Raw genomic sequence first — 16,938 nt, forward strand, 5'->3', positions numbered from 1 at the left:
CATCCTTCTGAAGGGTAAACAGCGGTCGGGTCAATGCAGTACCACGTCATTGGCGACCTGAATCGGATCCAGCAACCGCTTGCCTGCTATCCAAGGCGCAATCAACGCTACCAGCGCCGCCAGCAATAGGCCCCAGCCCACCAGTGCCACGGCGCCGACGCGACCGCCCGCCACGCCGGACAAGGCCATCACTAATAACGGACTGGCAAACTGGCCACCAAAAAAACCTGCATTGAACAGGCCGGTACCCTTGCCGCGATGTTCGATACTCAAGGTCGATAGCGCCCAACTCAGCACCGTCGGCAATGCCAGGCCGCCCCCCAGACCGTTGACCATGACCGCGATGATCGCCGTGCGGTAATCCACGGCATTGGCCAGCAGCAGGATGCCGGCGCTGGAGATCAAGAACCCCAGCGCCAGCAGCAACCCAGGCCCGAACCGACTCAGGCGACGGAACAGTATTGCGCCCAGAAACACCGCCGAATGGCCCAAGCCAATTGCCATGCCGATGCGCTGCGGCGAGTCGATGCCGATGTGCTCCAGTAGGAACCCGGTTTGTACCGGCACGATAAAAAAGCCCAGCGCAACCAACAGCGTCATGGCGCAAATCACCGACAGTGAGCGCACTGGAAACGCCCCTGTGTGCGGCACCGCAAGCGCAGCACTGACACGGCGTAATGGCTCTCTGAGCACCCAATGCATCAGTGGCGCAAACACCAGGCCGACGATGTATAACGCAAACGGCACGCGCCAACCGTGCTCGCCGATAAACCCGCCAAGCATGAAAAACGCGGTCGCCGAGAGCGACGTAACGATGGTCTGCCACGACAGCAATTGCACGCGCTCACGACCGTCGTAGTAGTCGCCGATCAACGCCGTGCAGCAGGTCATGATGGCCGCCTCGGCCAGCCCCAACCCAGCTCGGCTGAGCAGGATCGCGTCAAGGCCATCCAGCACCAGCGGCAACGGCCCGCAGATGCCATACAGCAGCATCGCCAACACCAGCAGACGCTTACGCCCGATGCGGTCGGAGAGCCAGCCGGCGAACGGTGAAAACAGCGCGATCATCAGCGCCGGCAATGTCAGCACGATGGGCACCAGCAGCCCGACATTGGCCGTGCCGGCAAATTGTTCGGCGATGCGCGGCAACACCGGCGCAATCAACACGCCGCCCAGCACCGGCAGGCAACTGCCGAGCAACAACAATGCGCCCGAACCGCGCCGACGCGGCACGGGAGCGGCTTGCGAGAACTGACTCATGAGGTTTTTCCTGTTGTTGTTATCGAGTGTTCAGACGTGACAGCTGCTGCCGGCGCGGGCAGCAGAAAGTGCGCCAGGGCCGGCAGCAGCACCAGTGCGCCGACCATGTTCAGCAAAAACATGAACGCCAGCAAAATACCCATATCCGCCTGGAACTTGATCGGCGAAAACGCCCAAGTGGCCACGCCAACGGCCAGGGTGACGCCGGTGAGCATCACCACTTTGCCGGTGAACAGCAGGGCCTGGTAATACGCCTGGGACAGGCTGTCTCCGGCTTTGCGTCGCGCCAGCAGAATGCTCATCACGTAAAGCGCGTAATCCACGCCGATGCCCACGCCCAGCGCAATCACCGGCAAGGTCGCGACCTTGACGCCGATGCCCAGCCACACCATCAGCACTTCGCACAAAATCGAAGTAAGCATCAGCGGAAGCACCACGCAAATCACGGCCGCTACCGAACGGAAAGTCAGCAGGCACAGCACGATGACCGCGCCGTACACCCAATACAGCATGTCGTGATTGGCCTGCTTGACCACAATGTTGGTGGCGGCTTCGATACCGGCATTGCCAGCAGCCAGTAAAAACTTCACGTCTGCGGTGTTGTTGGCCTGGGCAAACGCTTCAACTTCATTCACCAATCGGGTGAGCGTCACCGCCTTGTGGTCGCGCAAGTAGGTGTAAAGCGTGAGGGTGTTGCAGCTTTGATTGAACAACTCACGCGGCGCACGCCCGGTGATCGAATTAAGCAGCGCCTGGTTCTGCGTCAGGTCATACCACTTCGGGTTACCCTCGCTCATGCCCACCAACAGGCTGCGGTTGAGGCTCGCCAGTGACGCCGTGGCCTCCACGCCCGGCAGTTGGCGCAAGCGCCACTCCAGTGCATCAACACGCATCAACGTGGTGTAGTCGGAGCACGCGTTGTCAGGCGTACGCACGATGACCGCGAACACATCGCTGCTGGCGCCGTAATGCGCCACCATAAAACCGTTGTCGCGGTTGTAGCGCGAGTCGGCGCGCAACTCTGGCGCGCCGGCGTCCAGGTCACCGACTTGCAGTTGCTGGCTGATCCACCAGCCGCCACCGCCGAGCAACGCGCTGACGATCAGCGTGACCGTCGCCCAGCGGCGCTGGGTGAAGCGGTCCAGAAACGCCCACAACGCATGCTTTTTCCCGCACAGGGCGGCGTCTTCACTGCGCAGGCTGCGCACGGCTGCACGGGCGCTGACCCCGCAATAACTGAGCAGGATCGGCAGCAGGATCAGGTTGGTGAACACCAGCACCGCGACGCCGATGCTGGCGATCAATGCCAGGTCTTGAATCACCTGGATGTCGATCAGCATCAGCACGCCGAAACCCACCGCGTCACACAGCAACGCGGTGAGACCGGCAAGAAACAGCCGTCGAAAGGTGAAGCGCGCCGCCACCAGGCGGTGCATGCCGCGCCCGATGTCTTGCATGATGCCGTTCATTTTCTGTGCGCCATGGCTCATGCCGATGGCCAACACCAGAAACGGTACCAGCACCGAATACGGGTCAAGTTCAAACCCGAGCAACGCCACCAGGCCCAGTTGCCAAACCACAGCGACCAACGAACAGGCCATCACCAGCAACGTGCTGCGCAGACAGCGGGTGAACGCGTAAAGCATCAGCGTGGCAATCACAATCGCTGCTGCAAAAAACAGCAGCACCTGGCGCAAGCCCTCGATCAGGTCGCCCACCACTTTGACGAAACCAGTGATGTGCAGGGTCAGACCCTGGGCCTGGAATTCAGTGCGCAGTCGCTCCAATTGTTGTGACAAGGCGCTGTAGTCCAACGGCTTGCCGGTTTGCGCGTCGATGTCCATCAAGGGCACGAAGATCAGGCTGCTGCGGCCGTCGACGGCAATCGTCTGGCCGATCTCACCCGAGCGCGCAGCGTTGCGGCGCACGGTGTCGAGGCTGTCGGGCGAACCGTCGTAGTCGTCAGGGATCACCCGGCCGCCTTCCACGCCCTCTTCGGTCACGGCCATCCAGCGCATGTTGGGGGTCCACAACGACTTCATGAAAGGCCGGTCGACACCCGGCAACAGGAACACTTTGTCATTGAGGCGTGCCAGCAGCTCCAGGTAGTGCGCGTCGTAGATCGAACCGCCGGGGGCCTCTACGGCAATACGCACGGCGTTGCCCAGGCCAGTAAGCTCTGGTTGATTGGCCAGGTAGTTGGCGATGTAGGGATGCCCGGTAGGGATCATTTTTTCGAAGCTGGCGTTAAGCCCAAGGCGCGTGCTCGCGGCACCGAGGCCGAGGGTCAGCAGCAGGCACAGCCAGAGCACCCACGCACGATGGTTGAACAGCGCACGTTCGACCAGCGAACCGGAACGCCGATCAAATGCCTTGAGACTCTGTTCGCCAGGATGACTGAGATCGGTCATTGCACGTTCACCTGTTCCACGCGCTGGATGCCCCGTGCGCCGACCGTGATCCATTGTCCGTCCGCCGCTTGGATAAATGACGACACAGCTGCCGATACGCCTTGCTCACGCAGCGCAGCTCCTGGCGTGCTGAGTAACAGGTGACCGCTCTGGTCGGCGAGCATTACGCCCGCCCTGCCCAGCGAGCGGGCCGACATGACACTGCTGTTAAATGGGTTTGGCGCGGCTTGCCAGTGCACACCTTGATCGTTGCTGCGCCATACATTGCCCTTCAATCCCGCCACGAGAACATCACCGTCAGGGGACACATCCAAGGCAAAAAAACTGCCGTCATAGGGGCTGCTCAAGCGGATGAAACTCGCGCCGCCGTCCGCCGATGTCCATATGGTGCCCTGCTCGCCAACAATGTAGATGCGCAGGCCCTGGGTGGCGATTGCATACAGGTGGTTGCCGGCCGGATTGGGCAGGCGATCGACCCACGACTGCCAGGTGGCGCCGCCGTCGCTGGTGTGCAGGATCAGGCCAAAGGCGCCCACCACGATGCCTTCGCGCTCGTTGCTGAAATGGACCGCCAGCCAGGGTTTGTCGGCACCGTCGGCGACAAACCGTTGGGCAATGTTGAGTTGCTGCCGGTTGCCGGAGGGCACGGCATCGAGCACCCGCTGGGCTGACTGTTTGCCGTCCAGTTGCAGGGTCCAGCGCTCACCGCCATCGACAGTGTGCAACACCACGCCCGCATGCCCTGCCGCCCAGCCTTGCAAGGCAGACACAAAGCTCACCGACGTGAGACTCACACTGGCAGGCACCGCGGCCTGGCGCCAGTGCCGGCCGTTGTCGTCCGAGAGCAGAATCAGACCTTGCTCGCCGACAGCGACCAGCCGCGTGCCGGCGCGGGTGATGTCGATCAACACCGCTTGTTGCGGCGCGCTCACCTTGAGAGCCGGGCGCAATAAAACATCGCTGACCGATGCTTCACTGGCCTGGGTTGCCAGGCTGGCGCCGAGCAGGCCCAGCGCCAGCCAGTAGTAATAACGAGGCATCAACGCACCCCGTCGGCAGCCAGGCCGTCCGGGCTGAAATCACTGTCAGGAAACGGCGCAACCACGTCGTTGTGCACACGTTTTTCGGTGACCACGTTGTGTGCCATCCACGCGCCGGTCTGCAGGTCGTACTGGCCGTACAAGCCGCGCACCAGGCCAGGCAACTGCGGCATCAGGTACGGCAGTTGAAAATAGGTGCGCCACAACTGGTGGTTGGCGTCCCAGCTGTCCCCCAAAACCGCCATCCAGGTGTCTTCGTCTACGTACAGCCGGCGCTTGGGCATGCTGTGGCGTTTGCCGGCAACCAAGTTGCCTTCAATCACCCATACGCGGTGCAGTTCCCAACGCATGTGGTCGGGGTTGAGGAAGCGTTCACTGAGGACCGCATCATCCTTGGCCGGTTGCAAAATTTTGTTGCTGTTGTAGGGAATCAGCATTTCTTGCTTGCCGACGATCTTCCAGTCGTAACGGTCCAGCGGGCCGGTGAATACCGAAACTTCGTCGAAGTTGGCGACGCCGGAGCTGGTGGGCGTTGGCGTGTCATAGGACGACACCGGCAGTTTGCGCACCCGGCGCTGGCCGGCCAGATAGACCCAGGATTGCGGGCCGCCGCTGGCGTAATCCAGCGGTTCGCGTCCCAGCAGCGCTTCACCGGCACGCTGCGGCGGGCCGAGGTTGACCAGGCGGGTCATCCAGTACACGCCTTTGTATTCGGATTTACCGTCCTGGAAGTAGTACGGCATCTCGCGCTGTGCCTGCACGGTAGCGGACAAGATGCGCTGGCCGCTGGCGGTAATCACGTACACGTTGTAGTCGTTCTTCCACGCCACGCCACGCCAGCTCAAGTGATGGTTCCAGATCACCTCGGCGCCGGTGGTGGGAATGGGAAATGGAATACCGCCGCTGGCGCCTTCCAGGGTGTTGCCCTGGCTGGTGAGGTGCGCGCTGGTGGCGTTTTTCAGCGTGTTGTCGTAGACCCATTGCGGTGCGGCAGCCGTGCGCCGGCTCGGGTACACGTCGATCCGGTAGGTCGGGTATTTGGCGAACAGTGCTTTTTGCCCGTCGCTGAGCTTGTCGGCGTACTGCGCAACGTTCTGTGGGGTAACCGAGTACAGCGGTTTGTCAGCGGCAAAGTAGTCCGGCAGCCGCGGCCCCGGGTTGACGCCAGCCGGCACTTGGGTAAAGCCCTTGTCCCACGCAGGAATGCTGCCATCGGCATTGCCGGCGCGCTCGGCGCCCAGCGGGGTCAGCGTGGACTTGAGTAGCTGGGCCTGGGCCTCGGTCGCCGCCCAGGCGGAGGGCGCAACGGCCACCAGCAGACCCGCAAGCATCAACGGTTGGAGTTTCATGAAACGCACCTCTGTTTATTGTTGTTGTGCTGCTGTGTTCAGAACGACCGCTGGACGGTGAAGGCAATAAAGTCGCGGTCCTTGAGCGGTTGCCCGTAGGTGTTGGCATTGCGGCTGTCGAGGAAGTTGTCGGCGCCACCGATGTAGTGCGTGTAGTTGAGGCCGGCCTTCCAAGTTTGCAGGTACTCGAGCTGCAGGCCCACGCTGACGTCGCCGCCCTTGTCGCCCACGCCGTTGTTGAACTTGCTGATCACCGAAGAACGCCCCTTGGGGTTGTAGCCCAGCCCCAGTGGCACACTCAGGTCGACACCGGGATACACCTGGAAAAAATTCGGCGTGAAGCTCATGCGCAATCCCCAGGCATCGCGTTCACTGTTGGGGTCCAGCGCGGCAGCGTTTTTGGTGATGCTGGTGCGTCGGTGCCAGGCCACTTCGCCGGCCAGGCTGGCGGAATCCCAAAAGCCGTTGCTGTTAAACGAATAGAGGCTGGAGAGTTGCGCGTGCAGCGAGTTGCCGACCGCATACAGCGCGTGGCTGTCGTTGTCGCCAAGGCCAGTGGGGTTGGCCTGGGACAGACTGACCAGCGGCGTATTGCGCCGTACCGACACTTCGCCGGCGACATTGGCATCGCCCACCGAGGTGCTGAAACTGGCGCCATACGCACGAATGCCTTCGGCATACACCAGTTCGTAATCGCCCAACTGGCCGGTCTGAACATTCGGCCCGGTGGGGTTGGCATGGGTGTAAATCATCGGGTCTTTGGCGTGGTAACGGATGGCGTAGAGGCCGAAGTCGGTGTTCCAGTCTTCCGGGGAAAAACGCAGCGACAGGCCGTACTGGCCCTTGTCGTCGGGCTTGATGTCCTTGCCGCGAAAGAACGCCAGCGGTTGCCGATTGGGGCCAATCGGACCGCCGACAATCAAGCGTTCGCCGCCTTCACCCACGGCATCCGAGGTGGAAAAATAGCTGCCCACCGCCGGGATGCGATTCTCTTCCCAGGCAAACTGGTAATACGCCGCCACCGAAACATTGGGCCGCAATTGGATCTGCCCGGAGAACTGATTGACCGGGCGAATCAGTTCCTTGAACGGTGTGTTGGGCACCGAGGTGGCCTTGATGATATCCACGGGCGCTTGCCCCGCCGCGATGCCGTTGGCGCCGAAGAACAGGCTTTCGCCCCACAGCACGGTATGGCGCCCCAGCCGGAAGCTGCTGGGCAGCTCGCCGATGTTGCCCTTGCCGAATACAAACGCGTCGAGGATCTCGGCATTGCTGCCATGCAGTTTGCGGGTGTCGTCGGTAAAGTGGTCGTAGTTAACGGAGCGCTGGTTGGCAGTGCCTGGCGAGTCGTTATCGTTACGGTTTTCGTAGACGTTGTCGTACCAGCCGGCGGCGCTGACGCGTGCGCCGAAGTTGTTATAGCGCGCATCGAATTCCGACAGGATGTTCACCCGGTTGGAGATCAGGCCTTTGCTGAAATTGCGGTCACTGTCGTCCTGATTGACCGCGCTCACCAGCTTGCTGTCACGGTCTTTGACGCGCCAGGCGGCGTTGTACTTGAGCGTGTTGTCCCACCGCAGGCGCAGGTCGGAGTCGCCAGTGTCGATTTCAAAAGCGCCCGCGTGGGGCAAACAGCCAACTGCGGCCAGCGCGGTGGCCAGGGCGGTCGCTTGGCAGCCGCTCATAGGTATCCGTCTCATCGTACCAACCTCTGACTTGTTATTTTTGTCTTGAAAGGTCTGTTGCGAAGCTGCGCTCCTGCAGGTTCTGGGTCGATCATAGGGACGGCCAAACAATCCGAACAATCGATTATCGGGATGCCACCCATCCAAAAAAAGTGATACAAAGCGCCGTACTCTTCTGGGGGCAGGGCCATGCGTTTTCATCACTTGGATTTGAACTTGCTGGTGGTGCTCGACACGCTGCTGACCGAGCAAAACATCACCCGCGCCGCTGCGCGTTTGAACGTCAGCCAGTCAGCAGCCAGCGGGTTGCTCGGGCGCCTGCGCGATTATTTTGATGATGAGTTGCTGGTGCAGGTCGGTCGTAAGATGCTCCCTACGCCGCTTGCCCAAGGGCTAACGGAGCCCGTGCGACGAGTGTTGCTGGATATTCAGTCGACCATCGTTAACAAGCCCGAATTCGACCCGCTGACCTGCAAGCGGCACTTCAAGCTGATTGCCACCGACTTCGTGACCACGGTAATTCTGGGGCCGCTGGCCCAGCGCCTGCAGCAACGTGCGCCGCATATCACACTGGACATCCAGCACGCCTCCGATCACTACAACCAGATGCTGACCCAAGGCGAAGTGGACTTTGTGATCATGCCGGATCAGTACTTGTCCGACCTGCATGCCAAGGAATTGTTATTCGAGGATGACTACCAGTGCGTGGTCTGGTCGCAAAACAACCTGGTGGGCGAGCACCTGAGCCTGGAAGAATATTTGAAGTTGGGCCATATCGCGGTCAACTTCGGCAGCGCCCGCGAACCGAGCTTCAGCGAAAAGATCCTGCAGGGTTATGGCCAAGCCCGCCGGGTGGAACTGACCACCAGCAGCTTCAACACCGTGCCGCATCTGCTGGTAGGCACTCAGCGGGTGGCCGTGATACCCCGCAGCCTGGCGACGCTGTACAAGGACTTTCTGTCGTTACGTGTCCTGACGCCGCCGTTTGAGATGCCACTGCTACGGGAATTCACCCTGTGGAATAAAGTGCTCGACAGCGACCCAGCCCATCGCTGGATACGCAATATGCTGCAGGAGTTGGCTGCGGAATATACCCTGCGTGCAGGTAGCCCAGACCGCTCGAATCAACGCTAGAGCGTCCGACCCTTGTACTTGGCTGCATAACGATCGTCCAAGACCGCATCACCTCCAGGCCGTATAATCGCGTTTTTTCTCCAAGGCACCCTTCCCCGTGGGCAATAAACGCTACAGCTGCATCGGTCTGTACAACCCCAAATCCCCCGAAAACGTTGGCTCGGTGATGCGCGCCGCCGGCTGCTACGGCGTGGCCTCGGTGTTCTACACCGGCGTGCGTTACGAGCGCGCCCGGGACTTCATCACCGACACCAAGAAGGTCCACCACGACATTCCGCTGATCGGCATCGATGACCTGAAAAAGATCCTGCCCCTGGGCTGCATCCCCGTCGCCGTGGAACTGGTGGAGGGCGCCCGCCCGCTGCCCGAATACACCCACCCGGACCGCGCGCTGTATATCTTCGGCCCTGAGGACGGCTCCCTCGACAAGGAGATCCGTGACTGGTGTGAAGACGTGGTGTACATCCCGACCACCGGCTGCATGAACCTCGCGGCGACCGTCAACGTGGTGCTCTATGACCGCCTGGCCAAGGGCAACAACACCCGTTCGGGCCCCAAATACTGATTCTGAGGGAACATCCGGCGCCTGCGGGCAGTCAGCTGTTTACCTTTGCCCTTGTTGGAGACAGATCATGAGCGACAGCAAAACCCTGCGACCTATCATCGAGCACACGCCGTTTGAAACCCCACCGACACAGAACGTGCATGGCTGGGAACGCATCGGCTCGGTGGCCGGTGGCGTGATGATGGTGGGTAAAGGCCTGCGCCGTGGCGGCATTTTCGGCTTGATCCAGGTAGCGATCGGCGGCGTGGCCCTGGCCCGTGGTTTTACCGGGCACAGCTCGCTCAAGGACAAGCTGGAACAGGGCCGCCAGGAAATGAACAGCGTGCGCACGAAGATCGAACGCGCGGGTGCCGAGTTGAAAAACTTGAAGACCAAGGCTGAAGTGGCCGCTGAAAAAACCACTGGCTAACAGGGATCGTCCAAACAATGGAGATCTAAATGTGGGAGCGGGCTTGCTCGCGAAGACGGTGTGTCAGTTAACTCATCTTGAACTGATAAACCGCATTCGCGAGCAAGCCCGCTCCCACATTGGATAGTGCAAGGTTTGGAATCAGCGCAGTAATTTGCTATCCAGCACCACCGACGACTCGCCAATAATGCTTTCAGCCAACTGCACAAACTCTGGCGTGGTGATGCTGTTGGCGCGCATCACCGCCTGGGCCAGGTCATCCAGTGAACGCTTATTGTGGGTCTTCACGCGGATCTCCCGGTCCAACTCCTGCAACACCACCACCGCACGCGCAACCGTCGCCGCACCGACGTGCTCGCCACGCAGCGTGGTGACGTCCTTGCCCTCATGGTTCAGGCGCGTCTGGATCGCGGCATACCGTTCATCGGTGATGCCACCGGCACGCCGCAGTAACTCAATGGCGTAGTACTCACCCAAACCTTCGCTGATCCAGTCACTGCTTTCATGGTCGTTGAAGCGGCCTATCGCCTGCACTACCTCACGGATCAACGGGCTGCTGCCGTTTTCGCTGACCAGCGGTGTGCGGCTGTTGAGGAAGATCGAGTCCCGTGACGAGAACACGCCACGGCGCATCGGGTCACTCGCACCCACCACCAGCAGTTTGGCCGGATGGCGCGGAAATGCCGCCTCCACCTGGGGCCAGACGAACGTCAGTAGGGTCAGCACATCCATGCGGCGCATGGCCTGGCCCTTGGGCGAGGTCACGGTGACTTCGGTTTCCCCAAGGCGCACGCGCCGGCTGCCGAGGTTGCCGGCAAGCATCCAGCCGGTGGGCCGGTCGAACAGACGCGAAACGTTGTCGATGCGGAATTTGTTCTTGCCGATACGTGGCCAGGCGGTTTCGACGCTTTTCCAGCCGGCCGGCAACTCGAACACCAGCCGCGACACCAGCTCGACCCCATCCTGCTGGTCCAACCGTGCGGCCGGCACCAGGTCTTCGCCACGGAACAGCGCCCAGCTTGGCGTCATGCGGGCTTCATAGACACCCGGTTTGCGTGCATGGGTGAGGCGAACGCGGTACGTCAGGCTGGCCTTGCTCGCGCCGGGCTGCCACAGGCCACGGGTGCCGGTGACTTTCCACTGGCCGTCGGCCTTGAAGTCGCTGTAGTCACCGTCATGGCCCAGGTCGAAGTCGAGGCTGCGCACGGCCGCGCCCTGGGACAGGCTCACGCGCACTTCGGCCTGGTCGCTCTGGGGCAGCAGCTTGACGTGATAATCGAGGTCGACTTTCTTCGCGCACCAGCCCGGCAGGCTCAGCGACAACAGCACCAGGGTCGCCGCCAGCTTGGATCCCAGCCTCATACACACTCCTTTTTTCAGCCCGCGCGGAAGATCAGGTAATCCTCCCAGTCATCTTCGGGCACGCTGCCTTCGCTGAGCATGCGCCCGGACTGGGAAATGCGTTCGTGGTGCACGGCGTCGCGGTCGCCACACACCAGGTGGTGCCACAGCGGCAAGTCCTTGCGCTCGCTGACCAGGCGGTAACCACAGGTCGGCGGCAGCCATTTGAACTGGTCGGCCTGGCCCGGGGTGAGCTGGATGCAGTCGGGCACCGACGCACGACGGTTGGGGTAGTCGGTGCACTGGCAGGTCTTGAGGTCCAGCAGTTTGCAGGCGATACGCGTGTAATAGACGCTGTTGTCGTCTTCATCTTCGAGCTTTTGCAGGCAGCACAGGCCGCAGCCGTCGCACAACGACTCCCATTCCTCCTGGTCGAGGTGTTCGAGGGTTTTGCGTATCCAGAAAGGTTCGACTTTGGCGGCCATGGCTCTACATCAGTATCAGTAGGTGAAAAGGCCGCCAGTCTAGTGCCAGAGGCCCCCGGGGCCAAGCGCTTACGACTGGCGGTGTAACAACACTTGTCAGTCTAGTGGCCGCGCAGTAGCTTTGAACGCCGAATTGACGATCAGGAACTGCTCCATGACACGTGTTGCCGATTATCCGATCCACACCCAGTTCACCGAACGCTGGTCGCCCCGCGCCTTCACCGGCGAAACCATCTCCCAGGAAACCCTGCTGAGCTTCTTCGAAGCCGCGCGCTGGGCGCCGTCGGCCTACAACTCGCAGCCCTGGCGTTTTCTCTACGCGCGCCGCGACACGCCGGACTGGGAGCGCTTCCTGGGCCTGCTCAATGAATTCAACCGTGGCTGGGCGCAACACGCGTCGGCCCTGGTGATCATCGCCTCGAAAACCGACTTCACCGCCCCCGGCGCCAGCGAAGAAACCCCGGCCCTGTGGCACACCTTCGACACCGGTTCGGCCTGGGGCCACCTGGCGCTGCAAGCCAGCCTCAGCGGCTGGCACACCCACGGCATGGCCGGTTTCGACCAGGAACTGACCCGCAAAGAGTTGAAGATTCCCGAAGGCTACGCGCTGCACGCCGCCGTGGCCGTGGGCAAGCTGGGTGACAAGTCGACCTTGCCGGAGTACCTGCAAGGCCGTGAAACGCCGAGCCCACGTCGGCCCTTGAGCGAGTTGGTGTCCGAAGGTGATTTCAGCCTTTGATGTCGAATGAAGCTGCATCGCCAAGGATGCAGCTTTATCGCTGATCGGTCAGGCGTCGGGATCGGGTTTGATCGCGATGTCGGGCACCGGGTTGTAATAAGGCCCATAGTCCAGCAGTAACTCATCACCGGCCTTGATGTCCTTGAGCGACACATAGAAAGTCAGGTTTTTTCCCACCGAGATGGACGCGACATTATTCGCCTGCCACGCCGGCCCGTTCCTCAACTGCGCCGTATTGACCAGGCTCAGGGTGTTTCCGGTGTTGAACGCACTCACCGAACGTGTACCCGAGCGCGTGCCGAACAGATAGGTCAACACCGCTCGCGAGCCTTGTTTGCGCTGCTCCTCAAATAATGAGGCCTCTGACGCATGATATTTGCCTGAATAAGGCCCCAGCACCTCGAACTGGGGAATGTCGCGTCGTGCCCACACCGAAGCCCCTCGCGCCGGCCCGCCATCGTCCAGTGGCGTGACGACCTCCAATGTTTCATCAAACTTCGTTCCGTGCTGCCCTTCGCTGCGCAGCCAGTCTTTTATGGACGCCTTGATGCGATCAGCGACCGCTTTTTTTTCTGCCGAACCCAGACCGTCCAACAGACCATTCCAATGGGAGATCCGAATGTCATCGATAGGCCCCTCCAGCGCGAGGGTCAAGCTGATCTTGGGGTCTCGCGGGTCTTGCAGAATCGGTAGCGAATTGTCGACCTGATGGGACGACAGGGTACGAGGTGTCGTGACGCCGGGCTCGATCTTGACGACGGTCGAGGCAGTCCTGGACGGCCCGGGAATCGGTACGTTCGGCGCCGGTGCTGGAGGTGAGGGTTTGGGCATCGACAAGTCCAGCGGTTCCTGTTGCGGCGGGTCGATGGGGTCAGAAGCTGGCCGTTTGCGCGATGCCCCAGGAGGCGGCTGCACAGTCGGAGGCAGAACGGGAACACCCGCTGGCGCACGCGCGCTGCGCTTCAAGCCCGCCGGGCTCAAGGTGCCATCGACATAGACAAAGGTGACCCACGTGACAGGATTGAGGTTGTGTTGACGTCTGAACGCCTCAGGGGTGACGCGATTACCGGGCTGTTGGAAAAGCTGGCTCCACTGCTGCAAATGCGTGTCTGTGAGGGTGTCGTACGTACCGCCGGCAGCCCTGAACAACAACGCCTCGCCACGGCCCATAAGGCCACCGGATTGCCTCACGTGCCCCTTGAAATCAGCGATCCCCAGGTTGTGGCCACTGGCGAAGCCCTCCATGGTCATTGCATCACGTGCTTGCTGCGTCATGCCCTGCCAGTCACGAATGTGCCTGGGTGTAATCGCATTCAACGGTACACCCGCGGCGCGGTCGCGCAGGATGACGCCCGCGACGCTCAAACGGCCGTCAGCCTGAACGTAATGTGCCCAGGTGGCCGGGTTGAGCCGATGCCGCCTGGCAAACCCCTGAATCGTGACCTTTTGCTGCTCCGGTACGGACAAGGCCTCCCACGCCCGTAGATGATCGCCGTTTACATGCACACCGCCCTTCGCCCCCAGGCGTTGCCACTGATCCCCCTCGATATGCTGGACTAATACCTCCGTTTGCCGGTTGTTGTGATAGATCCGCGCCTGAACAGCCCCCTCTTCGGTGCGAGTCACTTGTCGAACTTCATACACGGCCGTTTGCCCAGCATTGTCGGTGTGGCGAATGTGGGAGGCATGACCGTTGGCAGCCACATAAACCCCCTGGCTGTTGCGTGACAGGCCGCTGATGCTCGCCTCGGAAACTTTGAAGTGGCGGAACAAGGTGTTACTCAACTCGCTGCCTGGCTCCACATGAGCCGCGCCACTCACACCATCCACGGCATGGGTATGCGCGGTGAAGTCTTCAAGCGGGCATCCGTAAGCACGCATCAATGCGGTATCAAAGGCATACCACTTGCCGTTGTGTAACACGACACCGACTTCAACAGACTCGCCCGCCACCTTCAACGTGCCCGTCGCCGCCCCGTCATAGTGCTTGCTCACAGCCTTCAACAGGTCATAACTGCCGCTGGCGCCCCTCAGCGCATTGACCGTTTCCAGCCCCTTGGAAAGCACCCGTTGCGCACCCGCACCGATAAGCCTGGCTGCGCCCACCGTCAAATCGCCCACGCCACTCAAGGGATTGAAGGCTTCAATGGCCGTCGCGCCGATGAATCGCGCCACCCTGGCCACACCACGCAGACTTGAAACCCCCTTTGATAACGCCTTGCTCGCTTGCGCCGCCTTGCCGGCGCCCAATGTGACCAATCCGATGAAATCCAGGCTCAAATCGAACAGACCATCAGCCACATTGCCGTTGCTGAAATTGACGATGGCCGATCTCAGGGGAATAAGGTTCAGGAAGAACTCGCCGATGGCCTTGTTTGTCGCCGCGGTTTCATCAAAGGAGGTCACGCCCCTGGCCTGCTGCAGCAAGTCCTCGTTGCGCAGGTCAAGGGACTTGGCAAACACCCTGGCAATGTAATCGCTGCGCGTCGAGCCGACCTGGGGGAGCCGTTCGTCCTTGAAGGGATCAAATACCACCGTTTTGCTCACGACATTGGCGTTACGGTGATGCAGGTTCTCGTCCGTATAGGGCGGTGTATAGCGTCTCCTTAGATAATTCTGTTTCTTGATCGTGGCATTTCGCGTGTCGATCTCATAAATATTGACCTCCCCGCCACGCGTGGTTTTCACCTGCAAGGTGTGGCCCCGATTACTGAGGGTGGGTTTGGTCGTCATGTCCACGGCCAACGTATAGTCGTTGGTATGAAAGAACTCCAATTGCCCGTGCTCCAGGTTCTCACGATCCTGGGGCGGCAACGTGGAGATCAAGTAGTTGGCCAAGCCTTGTTGGCCGGCTTCGATCGACGTGATCGCCTGGTCGTATGCGGTCTTGAAGGCTGTCGCAACGTCCAGCTTGCCCGCGGCGTACTGAGTGCAGAAGGGCTTGATGGGGATGCGCGTGTCCCGGGACACCCAGTGCTCATTGGCACCTAACGGGCCACCGTGCATGACGATGTCCAGCATGGACTGCATCCCGGGAAATCGACCGGTACGGCCTGGGATCAGGAACGCCTTATGCAGGGTTGGCGCTTCGAACACCTTGGGGTCCACGTCGGGAAACGCCTGTTTCAGCGCGTCCAGCGCCATTTCCCGACGGCTGGGGATGGGCGTCTGAGCCAGGGTATTGGCACGCCTCAAGGCCGCCAGTTGGCTGTTGTAGGCCACTCTTACCCGCTCACGCTCGGCATCTGTCGGCGCGGTGGTTTTCAGCAAGCCGTTCGCCACACCCCAGTCGGTCAGCGCGTGTTGCTGAGCCTGCTGAAGAACAGCCTCGGGCGTGTTGAGCTGCTCGGCCAGGGCCAGCACCTGGGTGTAATTGAGGTTGAGCGCACGCCCTGGAGAATCCGCTTCAATGCGCGCCGTCGCAATCGCCAACTGCACCCAGGTGACACTGCCGTAAGTCACGCTTGAGGGAATGCCCTTGACCAGGAACTGCGGCGCCGACTTCGCCATTAGCAGCCGAGCGCCCAGATTGGCGGTTTGCGCTGTCACCCGTCCTTTTTCCAACAGATGACGGCTGAGGCCATCGATCACTGTCGAAGGTGGCTGGCCCCAATGCCCCTTTTGTGCAAGGTCAAAACCGGCGACTGTCGTGTGCGGCGGTGCGGCCAAAGCCTCAGGGTCCAGCCCCAACTGGATCGCAGCCAACAGGTACTCGTTAAGGCTGCTGTCGCTGGCAACCCCATCCAGTTTTGCCTGGATCGCCCGTCCCAGTGCCTGGGCCTTGGGTGAGCCAAGTAACGTCTCAATCGCAGCGCTTGGCGCGCGCAAGTCGTTCTCGGTGATCGAGCTGCCACTGAGCAGATACCCGAGGACGCCAGTGTGCGTATCCACCAACGGCAGGCCGGGCAGCCCGGTGGTTGGGCTTTGCAGCATGTCGATGATTGACCGCTGTGCTTGCACGCTGAGCGGTATCGGCCAAGCCAGCGCACCGCTGAAATTCCCCAAAGGGTGGACCTGCGCGCGCCGGGTCACGATGTGATTCAACTCGATCAACGCGTCCCAGGTTTTCGCAAGGGTCAAGCCACTGCCTTTCAGAAAAGCCTCGAGGCTGACAACGGCAGGCGCCGTCAGCGCCTGTTGGCGGTAAAACGTGGAGTCTTCGCACACCGTCATTGAGGCACTTTTCAGGCCTGCCATTACCTCGGCTTCAAACCGGGCGGCGTTTTGGCCCTGCACGAGGGGGATGTCTGAGGGGAACCGTTTATTCAGTGCTTCAATCAGCGTGTGTAATTTTCTCGCCAGAACTTGCCAGTTGCAGCTGTCACCAAATGCGGTTTTCAACGCGGTCGGGTTATCCAGCGTCGACGCTGCACCTTGCGAGCTCGACGTCTGGGGCCGACCTACCACCACCGTCGATAGAGGGTTGGCGACTGGCACAGTCGGCTGGGTGTCACGGGAATAGGGGTTGGCGGGATTAATGACCGTCATGAGAGGCTACCTGTCCATAGTCAAGGGGTTGT

At 61.1% G+C, this 16,938-nt stretch carries 12 protein-coding genes; 4 read left to right on the forward strand and 8 right to left on the reverse strand.

Translation table 11 applies throughout. The features are described 5' to 3' along the window. Positions 1-30: 30 nt before the first annotated feature. Genes M2394_RS18620 through M2394_RS18640 form a run of 5 tightly spaced genes read right to left on the reverse strand, consistent with a single transcriptional unit; the run spans position 31 to position 7,745 of the window. Positions 31-1,260 carry an MFS transporter gene (locus tag M2394_RS18620; RefSeq protein ID WP_259173469.1) on the reverse strand — a complete coding sequence of 410 codons (1,230 nt, stop codon included), beginning with the start codon at positions 1,258-1,260 and terminating at the stop codon, positions 31-33. Next, entirely contained in the window at positions 1,257-3,671 is a 2,415-nt protein-coding gene (locus M2394_RS18625) for an RND family transporter (protein WP_178921560.1), read from the reverse strand. The genes M2394_RS18620 and M2394_RS18625 overlap by 4 nt, the downstream gene beginning before the upstream one ends. Then, positions 3,668-4,711, reverse strand: a complete 1,044-nt coding sequence (locus M2394_RS18630; protein ID WP_178921562.1) for a YCF48-related protein — start codon at positions 4,709-4,711, stop codon at positions 3,668-3,670. Before M2394_RS18630 ends, M2394_RS18625 begins: the two co-directional genes overlap by 4 nt. Continuing rightward, positions 4,711-6,060 carry a DUF1329 domain-containing protein gene (locus tag M2394_RS18635; RefSeq protein WP_178921564.1) on the reverse strand — a complete coding sequence of 450 codons (1,350 nt, stop codon included), beginning with the start codon at positions 6,058-6,060 and terminating at the stop codon, positions 4,711-4,713. Before M2394_RS18635 ends, M2394_RS18630 begins: the two co-directional genes overlap by 1 nt. Before the next feature lie 38 nt (positions 6,061-6,098). After that, positions 6,099-7,745, reverse strand: a complete 1,647-nt coding sequence (locus tag M2394_RS18640; protein ID WP_178921566.1) for a DUF1302 domain-containing protein — start codon at positions 7,743-7,745, stop codon at positions 6,099-6,101. A gap of 189 nt (positions 7,746-7,934) precedes the next feature. On the opposite strand from M2394_RS18640, the gene M2394_RS18645 reads away from it, so the two are divergent. The 3 genes from M2394_RS18645 (at position 7,935) to M2394_RS18655 (ending at position 9,853) form a co-directional block, all read left to right on the forward strand. Beyond that, positions 7,935-8,879 (forward strand): LysR family transcriptional regulator, encoded by a 945-nt coding sequence (locus M2394_RS18645; RefSeq protein WP_178921568.1) that lies wholly within the window; start codon positions 7,935-7,937, stop codon positions 8,877-8,879. Positions 8,880-8,976: 97 nt separating this feature from the next. Further along, positions 8,977-9,444, forward strand: coding sequence for an RNA methyltransferase (locus tag M2394_RS18650; RefSeq protein WP_003189607.1), 468 nt, complete (start codon positions 8,977-8,979; stop codon positions 9,442-9,444). A gap of 67 nt (positions 9,445-9,511) precedes the next feature. Continuing rightward, positions 9,512-9,853: a DUF2892 domain-containing protein gene (locus M2394_RS18655; protein WP_259173475.1), complete on the forward strand. Its 342-nt coding sequence runs from the start codon at positions 9,512-9,514 to the stop codon at positions 9,851-9,853. Between the two features lie 141 nt (positions 9,854-9,994). Here M2394_RS18655 and M2394_RS18660 read toward each other — a convergent pair whose 3' ends face one another. Beyond that, positions 9,995-11,215, reverse strand: a complete 1,221-nt coding sequence (locus M2394_RS18660; RefSeq protein ID WP_259173476.1) for a hypothetical protein — start codon at positions 11,213-11,215, stop codon at positions 9,995-9,997. 14 nt (positions 11,216-11,229) lie between these two features. Beyond that, positions 11,230-11,679 carry a YcgN family cysteine cluster protein gene (locus tag M2394_RS18665; RefSeq protein WP_003172524.1) on the reverse strand — a complete coding sequence of 150 codons (450 nt, stop codon included), beginning with the start codon at positions 11,677-11,679 and terminating at the stop codon, positions 11,230-11,232. 154 nt (positions 11,680-11,833) lie between these two features. Between M2394_RS18665 and M2394_RS18670 the strand changes: the two genes are divergently transcribed. Continuing rightward, entirely contained in the window at positions 11,834-12,418 is a 585-nt protein-coding gene (locus M2394_RS18670) for a nitroreductase family protein (protein ID WP_176995308.1), read from the forward strand. Between the two features lie 48 nt (positions 12,419-12,466). On the opposite strand, the gene M2394_RS18675 is transcribed toward M2394_RS18670, so the two are convergent. Continuing rightward, positions 12,467-16,906 (reverse strand): SET domain-containing protein-lysine N-methyltransferase, encoded by a 4,440-nt coding sequence (locus M2394_RS18675; RefSeq protein ID WP_259173478.1) that lies wholly within the window; start codon positions 16,904-16,906, stop codon positions 12,467-12,469. Positions 16,907-16,938 lie beyond the last annotated feature (32 nt).

Source organism: Pseudomonas sp. BIGb0164, assembly GCF_024810135.1.
Lineage (GTDB): Bacteria > Pseudomonadota > Gammaproteobacteria > Pseudomonadales > Pseudomonadaceae > Aquipseudomonas.